The 18,818-nt window shown below is 48.8% G+C and carries 19 protein-coding genes; 14 read left to right on the top strand and 5 right to left on the bottom strand.

The window, feature by feature from the left end:
* Position 1: 1 nt before the first annotated feature.
* From H141_RS0103155 to pspF, 3 genes are read right to left on the bottom strand one after another with little or no spacing between them, the layout of a single operon-like run.
* The gene (locus tag H141_RS0103155; RefSeq protein WP_019674797.1) at positions 2–1,018 is read right to left on the bottom strand and encodes an ABC transporter permease subunit; all 1,017 of its coding nucleotides are present in this window, start codon (positions 1,016–1,018) and stop codon (positions 2–4) included.
* Entirely contained in the window at positions 1,015–2,652 is a 1,638-nt protein-coding gene (locus tag H141_RS0103150) for an ABC transporter substrate-binding protein (protein ID WP_019674796.1), read from the bottom strand. Before H141_RS0103150 ends, H141_RS0103155 begins: the two co-directional genes overlap by 4 nt.
* Positions 2,649–3,743, bottom strand: a complete 1,095-nt coding sequence (pspF, locus tag H141_RS0103145; RefSeq protein WP_019674795.1) for a phage shock protein operon transcriptional activator — start codon at positions 3,741–3,743, stop codon at positions 2,649–2,651. The genes H141_RS0103150 and pspF overlap by 4 nt, the downstream gene beginning before the upstream one ends.
* Positions 3,744–3,925: 182 nt before the next feature.
* Here pspF and pspA point away from each other — a divergent pair, with 182 nt between their 5' ends.
* The 14 genes from pspA (at position 3,926) to H141_RS19805 (ending at position 16,612) form a co-directional block, all read left to right on the top strand.
* Positions 3,926–4,603, top strand: coding sequence for a phage shock protein PspA (pspA, locus tag H141_RS0103140; RefSeq protein WP_019674794.1), 678 nt, complete (start codon positions 3,926–3,928; stop codon positions 4,601–4,603).
* Between the two features lie 25 nt (positions 4,604–4,628).
* Complete coding sequence (gene pspB / locus H141_RS0103135; RefSeq protein WP_019674793.1) at positions 4,629–4,865, top strand: envelope stress response membrane protein PspB; 237 nt, start codon at positions 4,629–4,631, stop codon at positions 4,863–4,865.
* Positions 4,858–5,271, top strand: a complete 414-nt coding sequence (gene pspC, locus H141_RS0103130) for an envelope stress response membrane protein PspC (protein ID WP_019674792.1) — start codon at positions 4,858–4,860, stop codon at positions 5,269–5,271. Before pspB ends, pspC begins: the two co-directional genes overlap by 8 nt.
* 10 nt (positions 5,272–5,281) lie before the next feature.
* Positions 5,282–6,667, top strand: a complete 1,386-nt coding sequence (locus tag H141_RS0103125; RefSeq protein ID WP_019674791.1) for a YcjX family protein — start codon at positions 5,282–5,284, stop codon at positions 6,665–6,667.
* Positions 6,664–7,674, top strand: coding sequence for a TIGR01620 family protein (locus H141_RS0103120; RefSeq protein ID WP_019674790.1), 1,011 nt, complete (start codon positions 6,664–6,666; stop codon positions 7,672–7,674). The genes H141_RS0103125 and H141_RS0103120 overlap by 4 nt, the downstream gene beginning before the upstream one ends.
* A gap of 116 nt (positions 7,675–7,790) precedes the next feature.
* Complete coding sequence (gene megL / locus H141_RS0103115; protein WP_019674789.1) at positions 7,791–8,984, top strand: methionine gamma-lyase; 1,194 nt, start codon at positions 7,791–7,793, stop codon at positions 8,982–8,984.
* Between the two features lie 173 nt (positions 8,985–9,157).
* The gene (gene phhA, locus H141_RS0103110) at positions 9,158–9,958 is read left to right on the top strand and encodes a phenylalanine 4-monooxygenase (protein ID WP_019674788.1); all 801 of its coding nucleotides are present in this window, start codon (positions 9,158–9,160) and stop codon (positions 9,956–9,958) included.
* Between the two features lie 8 nt (positions 9,959–9,966).
* A complete protein-coding gene (locus tag H141_RS0103105; RefSeq protein WP_019674787.1) occupies positions 9,967–10,308 on the top strand; it encodes a 4a-hydroxytetrahydrobiopterin dehydratase in 342 nt (113 codons plus the stop codon).
* 202 nt (positions 10,309–10,510) lie between these two features.
* Entirely contained in the window at positions 10,511–12,073 is a 1,563-nt protein-coding gene (gene tyrR / locus H141_RS0103100) for a transcriptional regulator TyrR (RefSeq protein WP_019674786.1), read from the top strand.
* A 212-nt stretch (positions 12,074–12,285) separates the two neighbouring features.
* Positions 12,286–13,368, top strand: coding sequence for a 4-hydroxyphenylpyruvate dioxygenase (gene hppD / locus H141_RS0103095; protein ID WP_019674785.1), 1,083 nt, complete (start codon positions 12,286–12,288; stop codon positions 13,366–13,368).
* Positions 13,361–14,494: a homogentisate 1,2-dioxygenase gene (locus H141_RS0103090; RefSeq protein WP_019674784.1), complete on the top strand. Its 1,134-nt coding sequence runs from the start codon at positions 13,361–13,363 to the stop codon at positions 14,492–14,494. Before hppD ends, H141_RS0103090 begins: the two co-directional genes overlap by 8 nt.
* Positions 14,495–14,518: 24 nt before the next feature.
* Positions 14,519–15,538, top strand: a complete 1,020-nt coding sequence (locus H141_RS0103085) for a fumarylacetoacetate hydrolase family protein (protein WP_019674783.1) — start codon at positions 14,519–14,521, stop codon at positions 15,536–15,538.
* 181 nt (positions 15,539–15,719) lie between these two features.
* Positions 15,720–16,361, top strand: coding sequence for a maleylacetoacetate isomerase (maiA, locus tag H141_RS0103080; protein ID WP_019674782.1), 642 nt, complete (start codon positions 15,720–15,722; stop codon positions 16,359–16,361).
* A 2-nt stretch (positions 16,362–16,363) separates the two neighbouring features.
* Positions 16,364–16,612: a hypothetical protein gene (locus tag H141_RS19805; protein WP_019674781.1), complete on the top strand. Its 249-nt coding sequence runs from the start codon at positions 16,364–16,366 to the stop codon at positions 16,610–16,612.
* A 32-nt stretch (positions 16,613–16,644) separates the two neighbouring features.
* On the opposite strand, the gene H141_RS0103070 is transcribed toward H141_RS19805, so the two are convergent.
* Together H141_RS0103070 and H141_RS0103065 are read right to left on the bottom strand one after the other, a co-directional pair.
* On the bottom strand, positions 16,645–17,136 hold the full coding sequence (locus H141_RS0103070; protein WP_019674780.1) for a hypothetical protein: 492 nt from the start codon (positions 17,134–17,136) through the stop codon (positions 16,645–16,647).
* A 61-nt stretch (positions 17,137–17,197) separates the two neighbouring features.
* Positions 17,198–18,793, bottom strand: a complete 1,596-nt coding sequence (locus H141_RS0103065; protein ID WP_019674779.1) for a lytic transglycosylase — start codon at positions 18,791–18,793, stop codon at positions 17,198–17,200.
* Positions 18,794–18,818 lie beyond the last annotated feature (25 nt).

The following is an 18,818-nucleotide window of genomic DNA, read 5'->3' as shown; positions in this document are numbered from 1 at the left end:
ATTAACCTCGCCTGGCTAACGGGTTAAAAAAAGCATGCAAAATTTCTGTCAGCATGTTGATGGTGATTACCATGGTCGATATTACCAATAAGCCAGCCTGGATAGCGGGATAATTGCGTTGGTAAATACTGTCAATCAGCCAGCGGCCAATGCCTGGCCAGGAGAAGATCACTTCAGTCAGCATTGCCAGGGTAATCAGAGTACTGAATTGCAAACCTATTTGGCGTATAACGGGTAACAAGGCATTGCGCAGGCCATGGCGATAAAGAACCTGACCACGGTTTAAGCCCTTTGCCCTGGCTGTTTTAATGTAGTTTTGCTCCCAGACATTGAGCATAGCGTCGCGGACAAAGCGGATCATTACAGTTGTCGGAAAGGTTGCCAGTACAATAGTTGGCAGGAATAAATGCTGAAGTGCGTTGTGCAGCGCTTCGTTACGATAGTTAATGTCTGCTTGCAGAATGTCATACAGCATAAAACCGCTGCTATGAGGAATTTCGTAAAGTACCCCAATACGTCCGGCTGAAGGCAGCCAGCCTAATGCCAGTGAGAAAAACATTATCAGTAATAAGCCCCACCAGAATATCGGCAGCGAATAGCCAACCATGGCGAGCGCAGAAATAGATTTCCCAATAATATTATCCGGTTTAAATGCGGCCAGGATCCCAAGTGGAATGCCAATAATAAACGACAATAATAATGCGTAAGCTGCCAGCTCAAGCGTGGCTGGTAGCAACAGTTTTATTTCATGCAGCAAGGGTTGCTGGCTGGAAAAAGACAAGCCCCAGTCTCCCTGGGTAATCCGCCCCAAAAACGCCAGGTATTGCTGCAGAATATTCTGGTCCAGTTGGTAATAACTAATCAGTTGCTGGCGCTGGTTATCATCAATTGGCCTTAAACCACTGACATTTTGTACCACATCACCAGGAAATAAATAGCCCAGGCTAAAAGCCAGCAGGCTAAGCGCCAGAAATACGAATCCCATCAGAAACAAGCGGCGTAACAGGTAGCGGGTCATGGTTCAACCCTTTTTGCGTGCTGCAGGGCTATGCCACCGTAAGGGTTAATAGTTACGCCGCTAACTGAACTGCTGATTGCCTGAAACCGTTGCGAATGGGCAATGGCTACCAGCGGTTGCTGTTGATGTAAATACTGTTGCGCAGTTAAGTACAGGGCCCGGCGTTGCTGCTGGTTTGCGGTTAACAGGGCTTCACTGATAATTTCATCAAATGCCGGATCGCACCAGTTAGCCCGGTTACTGCCGCTGTCTCTGGCGGCGCAGCTAAGCAAGGGGCGGAAAAAATTATCAGGATCAGGGTTATCTGCCGCCCAGCCAATTAGTACTGAATCATGCTCAAAGTTACCGAGTTTCTGACGGAAGCTGTTCCACTCATAAGAAACAATATTCGCTTTAACGCCAATCTGGGCCAGGTCGGCTTGCATTAACTCTGCCATTTTCAGCGCATTAGGATTATATAAGCGTTGTACCGGCATGGCCCAGATATCCATGGTAAAGCCGTTAGGGTAGCCTGCTTCGGCAAGTAACGCCCGGGCTTTGGCCGGCGAGTACACTGGCGCCGGCAAGCCATCATTGTATGCCCATGAGGTTGGAGGAAGAATGCCGTAGGCCGGTGTCGCCTGGCCATAATAAACCGCTTGTAAAATAGCTGCTCTGTTAATGGCCATTGCCAGTGCCTGACGCACAGCCAACTGATCAAAAGGTGGCTTTTGAGTATTAAAGGCCCAGAAGCCGACATTCATACTGGTGCTTTCCTGGACAGTTACGTCAGGCCGTGCAGCGATCAGTTCTAACTCTGCAACCCTTGGGTAAGAAACGATATCGCATTCGTGAGTGAATAACTTAGCCATTCTTCTGGCATTGTTAGGCACTATATCAAATACCAGTTGCTCGGGTTGGGTGTCGCCGCGCCAATAGTTTTTGTTACGATATAGCCTGACCAGAATATCTTTTTGGTACTCTCTGAAGCGAAAGGGGCCGGTGCCAACCGGCAGGCGGTCAATCTGCGCGGGTTGTTTTGCTGCCAGCAATTTCTGACCATACTCTGCCGAAAGGATGGCAGCAAAATCGGTTGTCAGATTAGATAAAAACGAGCTGTCAGGCCGTTGTAGCTTAAAAACTACGGTATGGTCATCGATGGCCTCTACCTGTTTTACCAGGCTTGCCCAGTCGACACTCTGGAAGTAAGGATAAACACCACCACCTTGCAGATGAAACGGATGCAGCGGGTCGGTGATCCGGTTGAAAGTAAATACCACATCGCTGGCATTAAATTTCCGGCCGGGTGAAAAGTAATGAGTGCTATGAAAGCTGACGTTGTCACGTAACGTAAATTGATAGCGGGTACCATCCGCGCTGACCTGCCAGCTCGTTGCCAGGCCAGCAATAATATCGCCATTGTCAGGGTTAATATCGACCAGCCGGTCATATAACTGCTGGCTGATAATATCAATAGTAGTGCCGGAGGTAACTAATTGCGGGTTAAAGCTTTCTGGTGATCCCTCTGAGCAATAAACCAGGCCACTGCGCGCTGCTTCAGGTAGCTGCGGCTGACAGCCAGCAAGCAACAGCAAGGCGCTTAGCATTGCACAGCTGTATATCGGATATACAAAATGTTTAATAGACAAATTCATCCCTGCTGGCTTTCCAGCAACTGATACTTTTTCATATAACCACGTAACTGATGATAGGTCAGGTTAAGTAAATCTGCGGTCTTTTTCTGATTATACTGGCTGGCACTGAGTGCATCCTTAATCAACTTTACTTCGAAATCCTGCGATAAGGTTTTGAAGTCGACGCCATTACTGAAATCAATAGCATCGCTGACAGGCTCACCGGGCTTAACCGCCTGACTATTATCAGCAGTATTGACAGTGGTTACCAGTGGTTCTGCTGATTTTTGCACCGCTTGCGGTCGGGTTTTAATACGCTGGGTAGGCCTGAAGGCCGACTCGAACGGGTTTAACTGGATATGATGCACTGGCACATAAGGGTTATTGGTACGATACACACTGCGCTCTACCACGTTTTTTAATTCACGCACGTTACCGGGCCAGTGATAGTCAAGCAGGGTGTTTTTTGCCTTTTCACTAAACCCACTAAACAGCTCAAAGCCAAGTTCTCTGGCCATATTCATCGCAAAATGTTCGGCCAACAGCAAAATATCTTCCCGGCGTTCGCGCATCGGCGGCAGGGTAATAACGTCAAAGGCTAGTCGGTCGAGTAAATCGGCTCTGAATTCGCCGTTTTCAGCCATCGTGGGTAAATCTTCGTTAGTGGCACACACTAACCGGACGTCAACCCTTACAGGCCTGCTACCGCCGACCCGCTCAAACTCGCCGTATTCAATTACCCGTAGTAGTTTTTCCTGCACCAGTGCCGGAGTATTTGCCAGCTCATCCAGAAATAAAGTGCCACCGTTTGCCCGTTCAAACCGACCTTCATGGCGTTTACCTGCGCCGGTAAATGCCCCTGCCTCGTGACCAAACAGCTCGCTTTCCAGCAGGTTCTCATTTAATGCGGCACAATTCAGGGTCAGGTATTGCTGGTCCCAGCGCTGCGACAGAAAGTGCAGCCTGGCGGCGATCAGCTCTTTGCCCGTGCCCCGTTCGCCGATAATTAACACCGGCTTATCCAGCGGTGCCAGTTGCGATACTTGATCAAGTACGTTTAAAAAACTATTGGCCTGGCCAATCAGGTTGTCTTGTTGGTATTTTCTGTTCATTGGCAGCTACTAAGTAGTTAAATTGGCTAATAAGTAGTGTATTTCATAAACTGCAGGAGCTAAAGCTTTTGTTTAAAATAAATAAAGTTATTAAAAATTAATGCGTTATGATAATTTGCAAAGTTGGCAAGAAACCTGAATAAGCAATAGTGTAATAACATCAACAGACAGAGGTAACTAAGATGGGTATTTTTTCACGCTTTTCAGACATTGTGAACTCAAACATCAATTCGTTGCTGGATAAAGCCGAAGATCCGGAAAAAATGGTACGGCTGATTATTCAGGAAATGGAAGATACACTGGTAGAAGTACGTTCATCTTCTGCCAAAACGATTGCCGAGAAAAAAGATTTACAACGGGTTGTCAGCAGATTGCAAGGCGAAGCAGATGACTGGCAGGCTAAAGCCGAACTGGCATTGAGTAAAGATCGCGATGACCTGGCGCGCGCTGCCCTGATTGAAAAGCAGAAAGCAGCGGAGCAAGCCGATGCGTTGCTGCGTGATATTGCCGTGTTAGACGAGCACATTAGTAAGTTGCAGGATGAGGTATCACAGCTGCAGGAAAAACTGGCTGATGCTAAAGCCCGGCAGAAATCAATGTTAATGCGTCGCACCACTGTTGAAAACCGGCTGGAAGTGAAAAAATCACTTGATAGTAACCGGATCAACGATGCGATGTACAAATTTGAACGTTATGAGCAGAAAATTGATTCGCTGGAAGCGCAGGTCGAGTCTTATGATTTGGGCAAGAAAAGCCTGAAAGACGAGTTTGCAGAACTGGCTGCGCAAGATAAAATCGATAATGAACTTGCTGAACTAAAAGCCAAAGTAACCAAAAAAACCAGTAAAGGAGACGCCTGATTTCAGGCGTCGCAGGAGCAGCTAAATGGATATTCATGAGTTAATTTTTGTGCCACTGATCCTGTTTATGATCTTTGTGGCACCCTTATGGGTAATTATGCACTATCGCAGCAGAAGTAAAATGCAACAGGGGTTAACGGATGTTGAACTACAACAGTTAAACAACCTGGCGGCCCGGGCTGAGAAAATGGCCGAGCGCATTCATACTCTGGAAGCGATTTTAGATGCTGAAAGCCCGCAGTGGAGAAACCAGCATGACTAAGCCAAAACGTGAATTATTACGTGATGACGTCAATGGTAAAGTGGCAGGGGTATGTGCCGGGATAGCTGACTACTTTGGCTGGGAAACCTGGTTGGTACGTCTGGTCACTGTATCTGCGGTATTTCTTGGTGTAGGCTGGTTTGTACCTGCGTTGTATATTGCCGGCTGGATGGTGCTCGAAAAAAAGTCAGTAGTTGCAGCTAAGCAATCGTTAAGCGGTGCTGCAACGGCTGAAGAGCCTACGGTAGAAGTTAAAACCCGGGTGTGGCAGCGTGGTGAGCCACCAAAGCAAGCCTTGCAACATTTGGCAAATCGCTACAATAGTCTGGAGCTGCGGTTACAGGATATGGAACGCCATGTAACATCAAGCCGCTTTCAGTTGAACCGGGAATTTAATAACTTATAAACGGAGCTTTATGACCTGGCTTGATAAGCTGCAGCATCAAAGTCGTCAATTACGCCACCGCGCCCTGGACCGGCATGTCCGGCTGGGCGTAACTGGCCTGAGTGGGGCAGGTAAAACTGCCTTCATTACCTCGCTGGTTCATCAGCTTACCCAGGGCGACAGCCCGCAAAATTTGCCATTCTTTGGTGTGGTGCAGCAAGGGCGTTATCTGGGAGGCCGGCTGGCCGCCGAGCAAGCACTCACTATTCCACGGTTTCCGTTTGAACATAATCTGAGTTTTTTACAGCAACAGCCGCCGCAATGGCCTCCTTCAACTACCGGCTGGAGTCAACTGAGCCTCGCGCTGCGTTATAAGGCAAGCCAGGGCCTGCGTTCTCATCTGCAATCTTATAGTGAACTGGAACTGGATATTGTTGATTATCCGGGGGAATGGCTGCTGGATTTACCGCTATTGCAGCTTGATTATCAGCAGTGGTGTGAGTTCAGCTGGCAATTATTCGCTAAACCGCATCGCCAGGCGCTGGCCGCTGAGTTTAACAGTCTGCTTGCTACAACGGATCTGAATGATGCCAGCGAAGGTCAGCTGCAAACGTTAACCGAAGCCTATAAAAAGTTGTTGCAGCAATTCAGTGCTACCGCTGGCACCTATTTAAACCAGCCCGGCCGCTTGTTAGTACCGGGAGAGCTGGCGGGCGCGCCGATGCTGCAGCTGGTGCCGCTGTTGCCCGGACAGCTTAGTGAAAACAGTGCGCTGTTGGCAAAACTGACCAGCCATTATCAAAGCTATCGTGACTATGTGGTTAAACCCTTTTATAAACAGCACTTCTCGCAGTTAGACCGTCAGGTTGTACTGGTCGATTGCTTAAGTGCGCTCAATGCCGGTGCGGCGGCCACGGAGGAATTAAGTCAGGCGCTGCAGCTGATTATGCAGAGCTTTAACTATGGACCGTCCAGTATGTTGCGCCGGCTGTTTAAACCGCAAATCAGCAAAGTGTTATTCGCAGCCAGTAAGGCTGACCATGTTACGCCAGAGCAGCACCAGGCGCTGACCCTGCTGCTGCAAAGCCTGCTCCGTCAGCCGCTTAAACAGACTACTTATCAGCTGGCAAAAACCGAAGCTATGGCGTTGGCAGCGCTAAGCGCCAGTCAGTCAGGTTTTATTGAGCAAAATGGTCAAAAACAGGTGTGTTTAACCGGTACTGATAGTGAAAGCGGTAACAAGATCAGTTTATTCCCCGGCGATGTTCCGGCCGAGGTACCTGACAACACCGTATTTGCCAGCCATAAGTTTAGCTTTCCATCTTTATTGCCTTTACCCCTGGCCGCGAATGCGAACCTGCCACATATTCGGATGGATCATGCCTTACAATTTTTGCTGGGAGATAAGTTGCGATGAAACCGTTGAAGCCCGCTCAGTTTTTTAGGGTCAGCGAGCAGAGCCCGGAGCCGGCAAAGCCGGTTTTAAAAGCCCGGGCAGAGTTTGATTCTGCCGACTGGCAGAGTGAACCGGTAGCGGTGATTGCACCGGTGGCAGCCAAACCTGCCGTATTAAGTAAGTTGATCTGGCTGGCGCTGTTCAGCCTGCTAGTGCTGGGGTGCTGGCAATGGCTTGATGCCGTAGTTGTCAGCTGGCAGCAACATCCGGTTAAGGGTGCTATTTTCAGCTTGCTAAGTGCTGCCGTGCTTGTTGTAGCGCTCTGGCTGTTATGGCGGGAGTGGCGGCTATGGCGCCGGCTGCAGCAAAACAGCCACTGGCAGCGCAGCGCAGCGCGGATAGCCCAAAGTGTCCAGTATGGCGAGGCCGATGCGTTATGCCAGGACATTATAAGGCAATTACCTGCTACTCCTGCTCTGCAAAGCACTGCACAGCAATGGCAGAACGCGGCACAACCCCAACACAGTGATCTGGAAAAGCTGCAGCTGCTGGACAAAATGGTGCTGGAACCGCTGGATAAGCAGGCAAAGGCAATAATCTGGCGAGCGGGGACTGATACCAGTCTGGCGGTGGCGGTGATCCCGTTTGCACTAATCGATATGTTATTGGTGGTCTGGCGCAGCAGCCGGATGGTTCGCCAGCTTGCTACGTTGTATGGTGCGCCGGTGGGGCAGTTGCGCAGCCTGGTGATGTTAAAACGTGCTTTGGCGGCCATACTGTGGGCCGGCGGCAGCGAATTAGCACTTGATATGGCGTCAGATGTCATGAGCAGTGAACTGACTGCAAAACTGTCGGCCAGAGCCGGCCAGGGCGTGATTGCCGGTTTACTGGTTGCCCGCTTAGGCAATATGGCGATGCAGCAGCTGCGCCCCTTGCCGCTGGCTGAAAAGCAGCAGATTAATGTTGCTAAGCTTAGCCAGAGTTTGATTCAGCGCTTACGCGGGCGAAGTACTGCCAGTGAAAGTTGACAAAATTACTTAAATAATTAGAAGCATGCCAGACTGCAAGATGTCTGGCATGCTTCCAAAAATCATGATTTCTGTTAAAGATGTGCGGGTCTTTAACTACCTTACGCAGTAAACCCATGCATACTAAAAATGTTCACCCGCATACTCTTTGTATTCACGCGGGCAAAGAAAAGAACCAACATGGCACCTTAGCAACGCCGTTGTATCAGACCTCTACTTTCGTTTTTGATAATGCCGAACAGGGTGCTGCCCGTTTTGCCGGCGAGCAGGAAGGCTACATATATACCCGGCTGGGTAACCCGACCACCCGTGAGCTGGAGCAGAAAATTGCTGCGCTTGAAGGCATGGATGATGCCGCGGCCACCGCCACCGGCATGGGCGCAGTGGCGGCCAGTACTATGGCATTTTTACAACATGGTGATCACCTGATCGCCAGTAAAGCCATATATGGCTGCAGTTTTGCCCTGTTTAACCACATGTTTGCCCGTTATGGTATTGAAGTGAGTTTTGTCGACATGACTGATCACGCGGCAGTGGCAGCAGCGCTTAAACCCAACACCAAAATGCTGTTTGCTGAAACGCCGATTAACCCGAATCTGGTGGTGCTGGATTTGGCGTTTTTAGGCCAGTTTTGCCAGCAGCATAAGCTGATTTCAGTGGTCGACAATACCTTTTTAACTCCTTTACTACAGCAACCTGCCAAATATGGCATTGATATTGTTATTCATAGCGCCACCAAGTACCTGAATGGCCATGGTGATGTGGTGGCCGGTATTATTGTCGCCGACAGCGAAAAAATTGCCACGATAAAGATGACTACCTTAAAGGATATGGGGGCAACTATCAGCCCGCATGACGCCTGGCTTATTATCCGGGGTTTGAAAACCCTGGCGGTGCGGATGGAGCGTCATTGTCAGAACGCCCAGCAGGTCGCTGAGTTTTTACAAGCACATCCGGCGGTAAAAGAAGTTTACTACCCAGGTTTGCCGAGCCATGCTGGTTATCGCTTTTTAGGTGAGCAAATGCAAGGCGCTGGCGGTGTACTGGCGTTTGAATTAAATGCCAGCCTTGAGCAAAGCCGTTATTTCATTAATCAGTGTCGGTTGCTAAGCCTGGCTGTTAGCCTGGGGGATGCTGAGTCACTTATTCAACACCCAGCTTCGATGACTCATAGCCCTTACACGCCCGAAGAGCGGAAAATGGCGGGAATTAGCGATGGTCTTATCCGGGTATCGGTAGGCTTAGAGCATGTCGCTGATATTATCGCTGATTTAGAACAGGCACTGGAAAAAATGCAGCAACAGGCCTGAAACCCAACTGTACTAAGGTTCGGCCGCTTGTTGTAACTTTATCTTTACGACAGTGGCCTCAGCTTTACAGGGCTTTTCATCAGTTCACGATACACAGTCGAAGTCTTATCCTCTAGTATCCGGTCTACCAATAAGGCGGCCCAGGCCGCTAATTTATTTGCAACAGGTTGTATATGAGTAAGACAAGCCAGTATGTATCCAGACAATCGGATGACAACGGTATTATTGCCTGGTCAGACGAAGACAATCAGATTTGGCATGAGCTGATAACCCGCCAGCTGAGCGTAATTGAAGGCAAGGCGTGTGATGAGTTTCTGGCCGGACTGGAAAAGCTGCAGTTGCCAACGGACCGTATTCCGCAGTTGGAAGAAGTCAGCAAAGTATTACGGGCGACCACAGGCTGGGAGTGCGCAGAAGTCCCGGCGTTAATCAGCTTCGATAAATTCTTTGAGTTGTTGGCTAATAAGCGCTTTCCGGTTGCCACCTTTATTCGCTCCCGCGAAGAATTTGATTATCTGCAGGAACCGGATATTTTTCATGAGATCTTCGGCCACTGCGCTATGCTGACCAATCCGGCATTCGCTGAGTTTACTCATACCTACGGTAAGTTAGGCCTGGCAGCCAGTAAGCAAGACCGGGTGTTCCTGGCCCGGCTGTATTGGTTTACCATCGAATTTGGGTTATTAAAAACCGCTGATGGCTTACGGATCTATGGTGGGGGGATTTTATCCTCGCCGGGCGAGACAGTTTATGCTCTGGAATCTGCCACGCCAGAGCGTAAGCCCTTCGATGCCGTTGATATTCTGCGCACTCCGTATCGGATTGATATAATGCAGCCCATTTATTTTTTACTGAACAACATTGATGATTTATTTGATGTTGCCCATCTGGATATGATGGCGCTGGTTGAGCAGGCTAAAGCACTTGGCTTGCATGAACCGCGGTTTCAACCTAAACAAAAACAAGCAAGTTAGGAACTGTAATGACTGAATTAACAGCTATGAAATGCGAAGCCTGTAAAGCTGATGCCCCGAAGGTGTCTGATGCTGAATTACCGGCATTAATGCGGCAAATCCCCGACTGGACCCCGGTATCTCGCGACGGTATTTTGCAGTTGGAGCGGTTATACAAATTTAAAAACTTTAAGCAAGCCTGGGCGTTTCACAACAAGGTTGCGCAACTGGCTGAAGATGAAGGCCACCATCCGGCATTACTGCTGGAATGGGGTAAACTAACGGTGACCTGGTGGTCACATTCAATTAAAGGCTTACATAAAAACGATTTTATTTGTGCTGCTAAAACCGACAGCCTGTTAGCTGACTAAGTAGCCCCGGCATTCATTGCGCCAATAGCCTGGTTATTGGCGCATCTCAATACCCCTCAGTACTCGCTCTGTTGCAGCTATTCACCGCGCTGCAGTCAGGTTTCAACTTATTTGTTCACATATCTTTACAAAAGTACTGGTCTGGTAGTGGTCTGATACCGTATTATGTTGCCAATCACTGGTAACGGGGTATGTCGCTGTTATGCGTTTAGAAATTCAATGTCAGAATCGCCTGGGTCTTGCTCAGGAGGTATTAAATATACTGGTTGGCTATCAGCTTGATTTGCGAGGCATCGAAGTGGATCCGTCGCTAAACCGGATGTATGTGTCGTTTCCAACAGTCAACTTCGAGAAATTCCAGGAGCTGATGGCGAAAATGCGCCGGATTGCCGGCGTTGAAGATGTTAAAACCACTGCGTTTTTACCGTCTGAGCGTGAACACAATGAACTTACTACCTTATTAAAAACGCTGCCAGATGGCCTGATTGCTATCGATGTTAAAGCTAACGTAACCGTAATCAATGATGCTGCCCTGGAAGCCTTATCGGTGGCGCAGCGTGATATTCAGGGTCAGTCTCTGCAAGGTATGGTTAAGGGCTTTAATTTTCAGCGCTGGCTGGAAAGCGACGAGGTGCTGGCACAAACCCGGCGTTTTGAAATACATGGCAAACGTTTTATTGCTGATATCTTGCCGGTGATGGTGCCTGATGAAACCGGTCATGAAATTCTGGCAGGTGCGGTAATCAATCTAAAATCTGAAAGCCGTTTAGGTCAGCACATGGTGGCCTTTAAAAAGGGCGATCAGGAAAGTTTCAATACATTGCAGGCCAACAGTAACCTGATGCGTAAAGTGGTGCGAGAAGCCAAAAAAATGGCTCAGCTGGATGCACCTATTTTAATTATGGGTGAAACCGGTACTGGTAAAGAATTACTGGCCCGCGCCTGCCACGCCGCAGGCAGCCGGGCAGGCAAACCCTTTCTGGCGGTAAATTGTGCTTCTCTGCCGGACAATGTTGCTGAATCTGAGTTATTTGGCTATGGCTCTAATGCCTTTGCCGGCAGTACCGAGGGTAAAAAGGGCATTTTTGAGCAAGCCAATGGCGGCAGTGTTTTTCTGGATGAAGTAGGCGAGATGTCCACCCAGCTGCAGACTAAGTTGATCCGTTTTCTGCAGGATGGCAGTTTTCGGCGGGTGGCTGATGAAAACGAAGTTAAAGTGGATGTGCGGGTGATTTGTACCACCCAGAAAGATTTACCCGGTATGGTGCAGGAAGGGCGTTTTCGGGAAGACTTGTTCTATCGGCTTAATGTCTTAACCCTGACATTACCGCCGCTGCGTGAGCGCAGGCAAGATGTTGTGCCGTTGGCTGAATTCTTTATCGCCCGCTTCGCTGCAAGGCTCGGACGCAAAGCGCCGCGGTTAACCGAAAGTTGCAGCCAGTTCTTACAGCAATATCCGTGGCCTGGAAATGTGCGTCAACTGGAGAATGCCTTGTATCGTGCTGTTACCTTGTTAGATGGTTATGAGCTGGATAAAGAGCATTTGCAGTTGCCCAGTTACACCAGCGACTTTGGTTATCTGGAACAGGATTTCGATGGCACTTTGGATGAGGCAGTAAAACGCTTTGAAGCTAACCTGCTGCGTAAGCTGTACCCTGCCTATCCCAGTTCCCGTCAGTTAGCGAAAAAACTTGGTTTAAGCCACACAGCAGTGGCCAATAAGTTGCGTGATTACGGCATAAATCGGAAGACTGTAAAGATATAAACACGGCTTGTCCGTAAAACGTTACTAACTAAGGGCTGACAGGCTTATCCGTCGGCCCTTTTGTTTAACTAAATTTTCGATACCCTGTTTTGTAGTTATTTGTGTACAAATTTAGTGGTGTTATAGCTAGTTGCTACCGCAGCGCCAGCTCTTCCTTTTTTTGTTGGTAAGCGCATGATAGCGCCCACATTCGTTGTTCGGAGAATCCCTATATGCCAAATACAAAAAATACCATCAATCCGCTGGGCACAGACGGTTTTGAGTTTGTTGAATATACTGCCGCTGATGCCGATGGCATTCAGAAATTAAAAGACTTGTTCCATTCACTTGGTTTTACTGAGGTTGCCAAGCACCGCTCAAAGCAGGCCTGGTTATATAAGCAGGGTGATATTAATTTCATTATTAACGCTGAGCCGAATTCGCAAGCTGAAGAATTTGCCAGGTCGCATGGGCCTTCAGTGTGCGCTATGGCTTTTCGGGTTACTGATGCCGCTGCGGCACTGAAACATGCGCTGGCCAATGGCGCGAAAGAGTATAAAAACCAGGTTGGGCCGATGGAACTGAATATTCCTGCCGTATACGGTATCGGTAGCAGCTTGCTGTATTTTGTTGACCGTTATGGTGCCAGTTCAGTTTATGACATCGACTTCAAATACTATGACAACTGGCAGGTTGAGATGGCTAAGCACAGCGTTGGCCTGGAAGTGCTGGACCATTTAACCCATAACGTGATGCGCGGCAATATGAACCTGTGGGCCGGTTTCTATGAAAACATCGGTAATTTCCGTGAGATCCGTTACTTTGATATTGAAGGTAAACTGACCGGGCTGGTATCTAAAGCGATGACTGCGCCGTGCGGTAAAATCCGTATTCCGATTAACGAGTCATCTGATGATAAGTCACAGATTGAAGAGTTTATCCGCGAGTATAAAGGTGAAGGTATTCAGCATATTGCCCTGACCTCAGACAATATTTATGAAACGGTACGCACTCTGCGCAATCGCGGGATGGAGTTTATGCCTACTCCGGAAACTTACTACAACAAAGTTAATGACCGGGTAGAAGGCCATGAGGAAGATTTGGACCAGATGCGTGATCTGCGGATATTAATCGACGGTGCACCAATGAAAGACGGTATTTTATTGCAGATTTTCACCAAAACTGTGATTGGCCCGGTATTTTTTGAAATCATCCAGCGTAAAGGTAACGAAGGCTTTGGTGAGGGCAACTTTAAAGCCTTGTTTGAGTCTATCGAAGAAGATCAAATTCAGCGCGGAGTATTAAGCAATGCGTAAATGGGCATCTTTTCCCTTAAAGGAAGGTGATGTATCACGCCAGGCTCATGCTGATTTTCCGGAGCAGGCAATATATGAGCGGGAAACCGGCCGTAGTGGCTTTTTTGGCCCGGCAACGCACTTCCATCATACTCATGCCCCAACTGGCTGGAGTGACTGGCAGGGGCCGCTCAGGCCTCAATTGTTCAACTTTAACCAGATTGAGCTGGATAGTGCGCAATCGCCGTGGGCGGTGCCTGATCTACTGTTTAACAGCCACTGTAAAATGCGGACCTGGCGTTTAAAAGACAGTATGAGCAAGCTGGCGCGTAATGCTGATGGCGATGAGCTGCTGTTTATTCATGAGGGCAGTGCTGAGCTTTATTGTGATTTTGGCCATTTGAGCGTACGTGACGGTGACTATATTGTGATCCCACGCTCAACCATGTGGCGTTTAGTGCCGAATGAGCCGATGTTTATTCTGCTGATTGAAGCCACTAATGACAGCTATCAGCTACCGGAAAAGGGCCTGGTGGGCAATCACGCCATTTTTGACCCGGCCATGCTCGACACGCCAAAAATTAATGACGCTTTTAAAGCGCAATACAGTGAAGACAGTTGGCAGGTTGAAGTAAAACGCCACGGCAAGGTGTCAGTAATTACTTACCCCTATAACCCGCTGGATGCAATTGGCTGGCACGGTGACTTAGCAGTAATGCGGATTAACTGGCGTGATATCCGGCCATTAATGAGCCATCGGTATCATTTACCGCCGTCTGCTCATACTACTTTTGTGGCGCAGCGCTTTGTGGTGTGTACCTTTGTGCCGCGGCCAATTGAGAGTGATCCTGGTGCATTAAAAGTGCCGTTTTATCATAACAATGATGATTACGATGAAGTGCTGTTTTACCATGCCGGTGATTTCTTCAGCCGCGACAATATTGAAAAAGGCATGGTAACCTTTCATCCGGCCGGTTTTACCCATGGCCCACATCCGAAAGCCTTTGCCGCCGGACGCGAGTATAAAAAGAAGTTTACCGACGAAGTGGCGGTAATGCTGGACACCCGCGATGCACTGGAAGTGGGCGAAGCTGCCCTGGCCACCGAAAACCCGGATTATGTCAACAGCTGGAAAACCAAGCCGTAGGCTTGGGCTAAGTTAAGGATTGATATGAAGTTAGCAAGTTTAAAAAATAATACCCGCGACGGCCAGTTAGTGGTGGTAAGTCGTGATTTAAGCCGTTGTATCGCGATTAGAGAGATCGCCGGCACCATGCAACAACTGCTGGATAACTGGGCAGGCCTGGCAGCGAAAGCGCAACAGGTGTATCAGGCGCTTAATGCCGGTAAGCTGGATGGCGAAATGGCGTTTGACCAGGCACAGTGCGAGTCACCCTTACCACGGGCGTACCAATGGGCAGATGGCAGTGCTTATGTAAATCATGTTGAATTGGTGCGCAAAGCGCGTAACTCTGAGATGCCGCCAAGCTTCTGGACCGATCCGTTGATGTATCAGGGTGGCTCTGATGACTTTATTGGCCCGCGTGATCCGATTGAGGCTATTAGCACTGATCATGGTATCGACTTTGAAGGTGAAGTGGCGGTGATCACCGACGACGTGCCAATGGCAGTAAGCCCGGAGCAGGCGCTAGATAAAATACGGCTTATTATGCTGGTTAATGACGTGTCACTGCGCGGTTTAATTCCAAACGAACTGGCAAAGGGCTTTGGCTTTTTCCAGTCTAAACCTGCTTCCAGCTTCAGCCCGGTTGCCGTTACCCCGGATGAGCTTGGTGATAAGTGGCAGGATGGCCGGCTGCATTTACCGTTATTATCGACTTATAATGGTAAACCTTTTGGTAAACCCAATGCCGGTATCGATATGACCTTTAACTTTGGCCAGTTGATAGCCCATGCCGCCAGAACCCGCAAGCTGGGTGCCGGCGCGGTAATTGGTTCAGGTACCGTATCAAATAAGCAGGGCACCGAGTATGGTACTGCCATTAACGAAGGTGGCGTAGGTTACAGCTGTATCGCCGAGATCCGGATGATTGAAACCATTCGTGATGGCAAACCCGGCACCTCTTTTATGCAATTTGGTGATACCATTAAAATGGAAATGCTGGATAGCGATGGCCAGAGTATTTTTGGTGCTATCGACCAGCAAGTGGTGCAATATAAGGCGAAGTAATTAGCTGGTCCGGTGCAAACACTCCGTACATTTTTTCTGCAACACGCCGTAAACCCATCCCTGGGGGCTCGTTTCCGCCCGTCCAGGGCTGCAACGGTCGCAGAAAAAAGTACATACGTGCTTTCACCTCCTTTGCCAAGCGGTGATTCTTTTTGTCCAATAATTGAGCAGGTGTTACAGGATGAAACTCTATAGCTACTGGCGCTCATCCGCCGCCTATCGGGTGCGTATCGCCCTGAATTTAAAACAACTTAGTTTTGAAACGATACCGGTACACCTGCTAAAAGACGGTGGCCAGCAACATAGTGCTGAGTATCAGCAACTGAATCCAAATCAGCTGGTGCCGACTTATGTTGATGGTGAGTTTAGCCTGAACCAGTCGCTGGCCATTATTGAATATCTTGATGAGGTTTATCCTGAGCCAGCGCTGCTGCCAGAAGATCCTGAGGCTAAAGCACAGGTGCGCTCGCTGGCTTTGGATATTGCCTGCGATATTCATCCGTTGAACAATCTTAGAGTATTACAGTATTTGACCGGGCCACTGCGTTTAAATGACGATCAGAAAACCGAGTGGATCTACCACTGGCTACATACTGGCTTTAACGCCCTGGAGCAGCGTCTGCAAAAGACTGCCGGCGAGTTTTGCTATGGTGACAATATCACTCTGGCCGATTTGTGTCTGGTGCCGCAAATGTACAATGCATTGCGCTTTAAGCTCGACACCCTGGAATATCCTACCATCAGCCGGATATATCATCATTGCCAGCAGTTGGCCGGCTTTGCCCTGGCAGCACCAGAGCAACAAAGCGATGCTCAGTTGTAGCGATGGTAGATTTAAAACCAGCCAAAAAAGCTAAACCAGGCAGACTGCCAGCCATGCCAAAACGGTTTATTAACCGGATGCTGGTGTATGTAGGGTTGTTTGGGATTGTGTTTCAACTAACTGCAGCACTGTATGCGTTGTGGCATGGCGTGCAATTGCAAAGCTTTTGGTTTGTTACCTTGCTCGCGCCCCTGTTATGTGTGGCGTCAGGTATGCTACCCGCGCTGCAGCTGCAACGCGAGCCTGATTAACAGCTAAAGGCAACGTTACCCTGTTTATCAACTTATACCTTTGGTTTAGTATTGGCTAGCTTGAGCATGCCTTTAATTTCTACCCGGGCAATACCTTCCTCGTTAAATACAAAATTAACCTGGCCAGGGCCGCGGCTAAAGCGGTAGCGGCCACCATCGTAATGTAAGATGTAATTGCCGCGACCATCCTTAAGTTCGGGTTGCTGGGTAAGTTTTAACTTAAAATCCGCGATCTCAAACTCAAATTCGGCAAGTGGTGCGCTAACAAAATCCGGTACCCAAACCTCATCTTCGTTTTGCAGGATTAATGCCAGCGAGTATTTCTGGGGCAGGCTGCTAACGATCAGGCTTTGTTTACCCGCACTAAAATGATACTGGCCTTCCTTGCGGATATAACTAAACCCATACTGTATGGGCACGGTTTTGCCATCTTGCAGGGTATAACTGCCATTGCCCATTAGCTGAAATTGGCCAATAGCCGACAGGCTAAACAGTAAGCCGACAATAAGTATCATAATTTTCATGTTGTTACTCCGCAAACTGTTTAAATTGGCTATCGGCTGTCGCTGCTTATTAAGATAGGGATTAAACCTGAGTTACGTCAACAATCAGCTTTAACTGCTCTCCAGGCTGTAAGTAGCGCTCAGTATTAATATTATTCCATTTAATAATTTCAGCAACCGAGACGCTGAAGCGCTGAGCAATCCGGGCCAGCGAATCACCTTTACGTACTTTATAGTTTACCGTGCGGGTGATGGCAGTGCTTGGGCTGGTTTTACTGTCATGCCATATTACCAGTTTCTGACCGGGCTTTAACGGGTCACGCTGTACCATCCCGTTCCATTTAGCCAATTCAGCCACAGTTACTTTATGTTCCCGGCTAATGTCCCACAAGGTATCACCGCTTTTAACGATATATTCGGCTTTAACACTGCCCCCGGCGCGCCCCTGAGCTTTAGCAATCCTGTTCTGCTGGCTCAGCTCATATTGATCGGCTGCTTTTGCAGACATAGGAATCAGCAAATGCTGACCAATCCGGATGGTGTTGCCAGTTAGTTTGTTCAGGCGGCTGATGGCATCGACAGTGGTTTTATACTGGCGGGCAATTTTACCCAGCGTATCGCCGGAGCTAACCGTATAGCTCTGCCACTGTAAGCGGTCTGCTGCCGGAGTTTGCGCCAGCAACTGACTGAAGTGATCCGCTTTTGCCAGCGGCAGCACCAGTTGGTGTGGACCGTCCGGATCAGTTGCCCATTGATTAAACCCTGGATTTAATGCCTGCAATTCTGCAACACTTAACCCTGCCAGTTCAGCGGCGATAGCTAAATCAATCTGGCCATCAGTAGCTACCACGGCAATTTTGGGTTCGTTGGCAATAAATTTCCAGACGATATCAAAGTCATCTGGTCGTTTTAAAATATCAACCAGAGCGAGTAGCTTTGGCACATAGGCAGTGGTTTCAGCTGGCAAGTCAAGTGACCAGAAATCGGTTGGCAGACGCCGCTTCTTGTTGGCCCGGATTGCCCGGCCAATTCTGCCTTCGCCCGCGTTGTAAGCAGCAATGGCGTTTAGCCAGTCATGCTCCAGGGTGTTATATAAATATTGCAGGTAATCCAGCGCCGCCCGGGTGGATTCAATAACATCGCGCCGGCCGTCATACCAGAAGTTTTGTTTCAGGCCGAAACGGGTGCCGGTTGCCGGCATAAACTGCCACATGCCTGAAGCCCTGGCATGCGAATAAGCAAAAGGATCGAACGCGCTCTCGACGATTGGCAACAACGCCAGTTCAAGCGGCATATTACGTTTTTCGAGCTCCTGTACGATATGATACAGGAAAGGCTGAGCGCGGTTAGCGACCCGGTCCAGATAACTTTGGTGCTGGCTGTAGAAATTACGCTGTTCAACTATCGGCCGGGTTTGTGGAACGTTAAAAGTAAGCTGTAACTGAATGCGCTGCCATAAATCTTCCAATTCAGTGGCATCAAGTGGCACTAATTGTTCAGGCGGCGTATCGGCGGCGTACCACAACTGGTTGGCAATTTGTTCAGCACTGGCACCTTTTACCTGCACCAACGCTGGGGTGTTTTTAGTTGTCCCGGTATTTTGGGGCGCTGACCCTGTCGTGCTGACACAGCCGCTAAGCAGTGCAACTAACATGACGGCAGAGATTTTTAAATGCATAACACAATTCCGCGAAAAAAAATTA

Origin of the sequence: Arsukibacterium perlucidum DSM 18276 (assembly GCF_000382165.1) — a bacterium.
GTDB classification, from domain to species: Bacteria; Pseudomonadota; Gammaproteobacteria; order Enterobacterales; family Alteromonadaceae; genus Alishewanella; species Alishewanella perlucidum.
The sequence above is the reverse complement of the archived record's forward strand: the minus strand, read 5'-3'. Positions and strand labels throughout refer to the sequence as shown.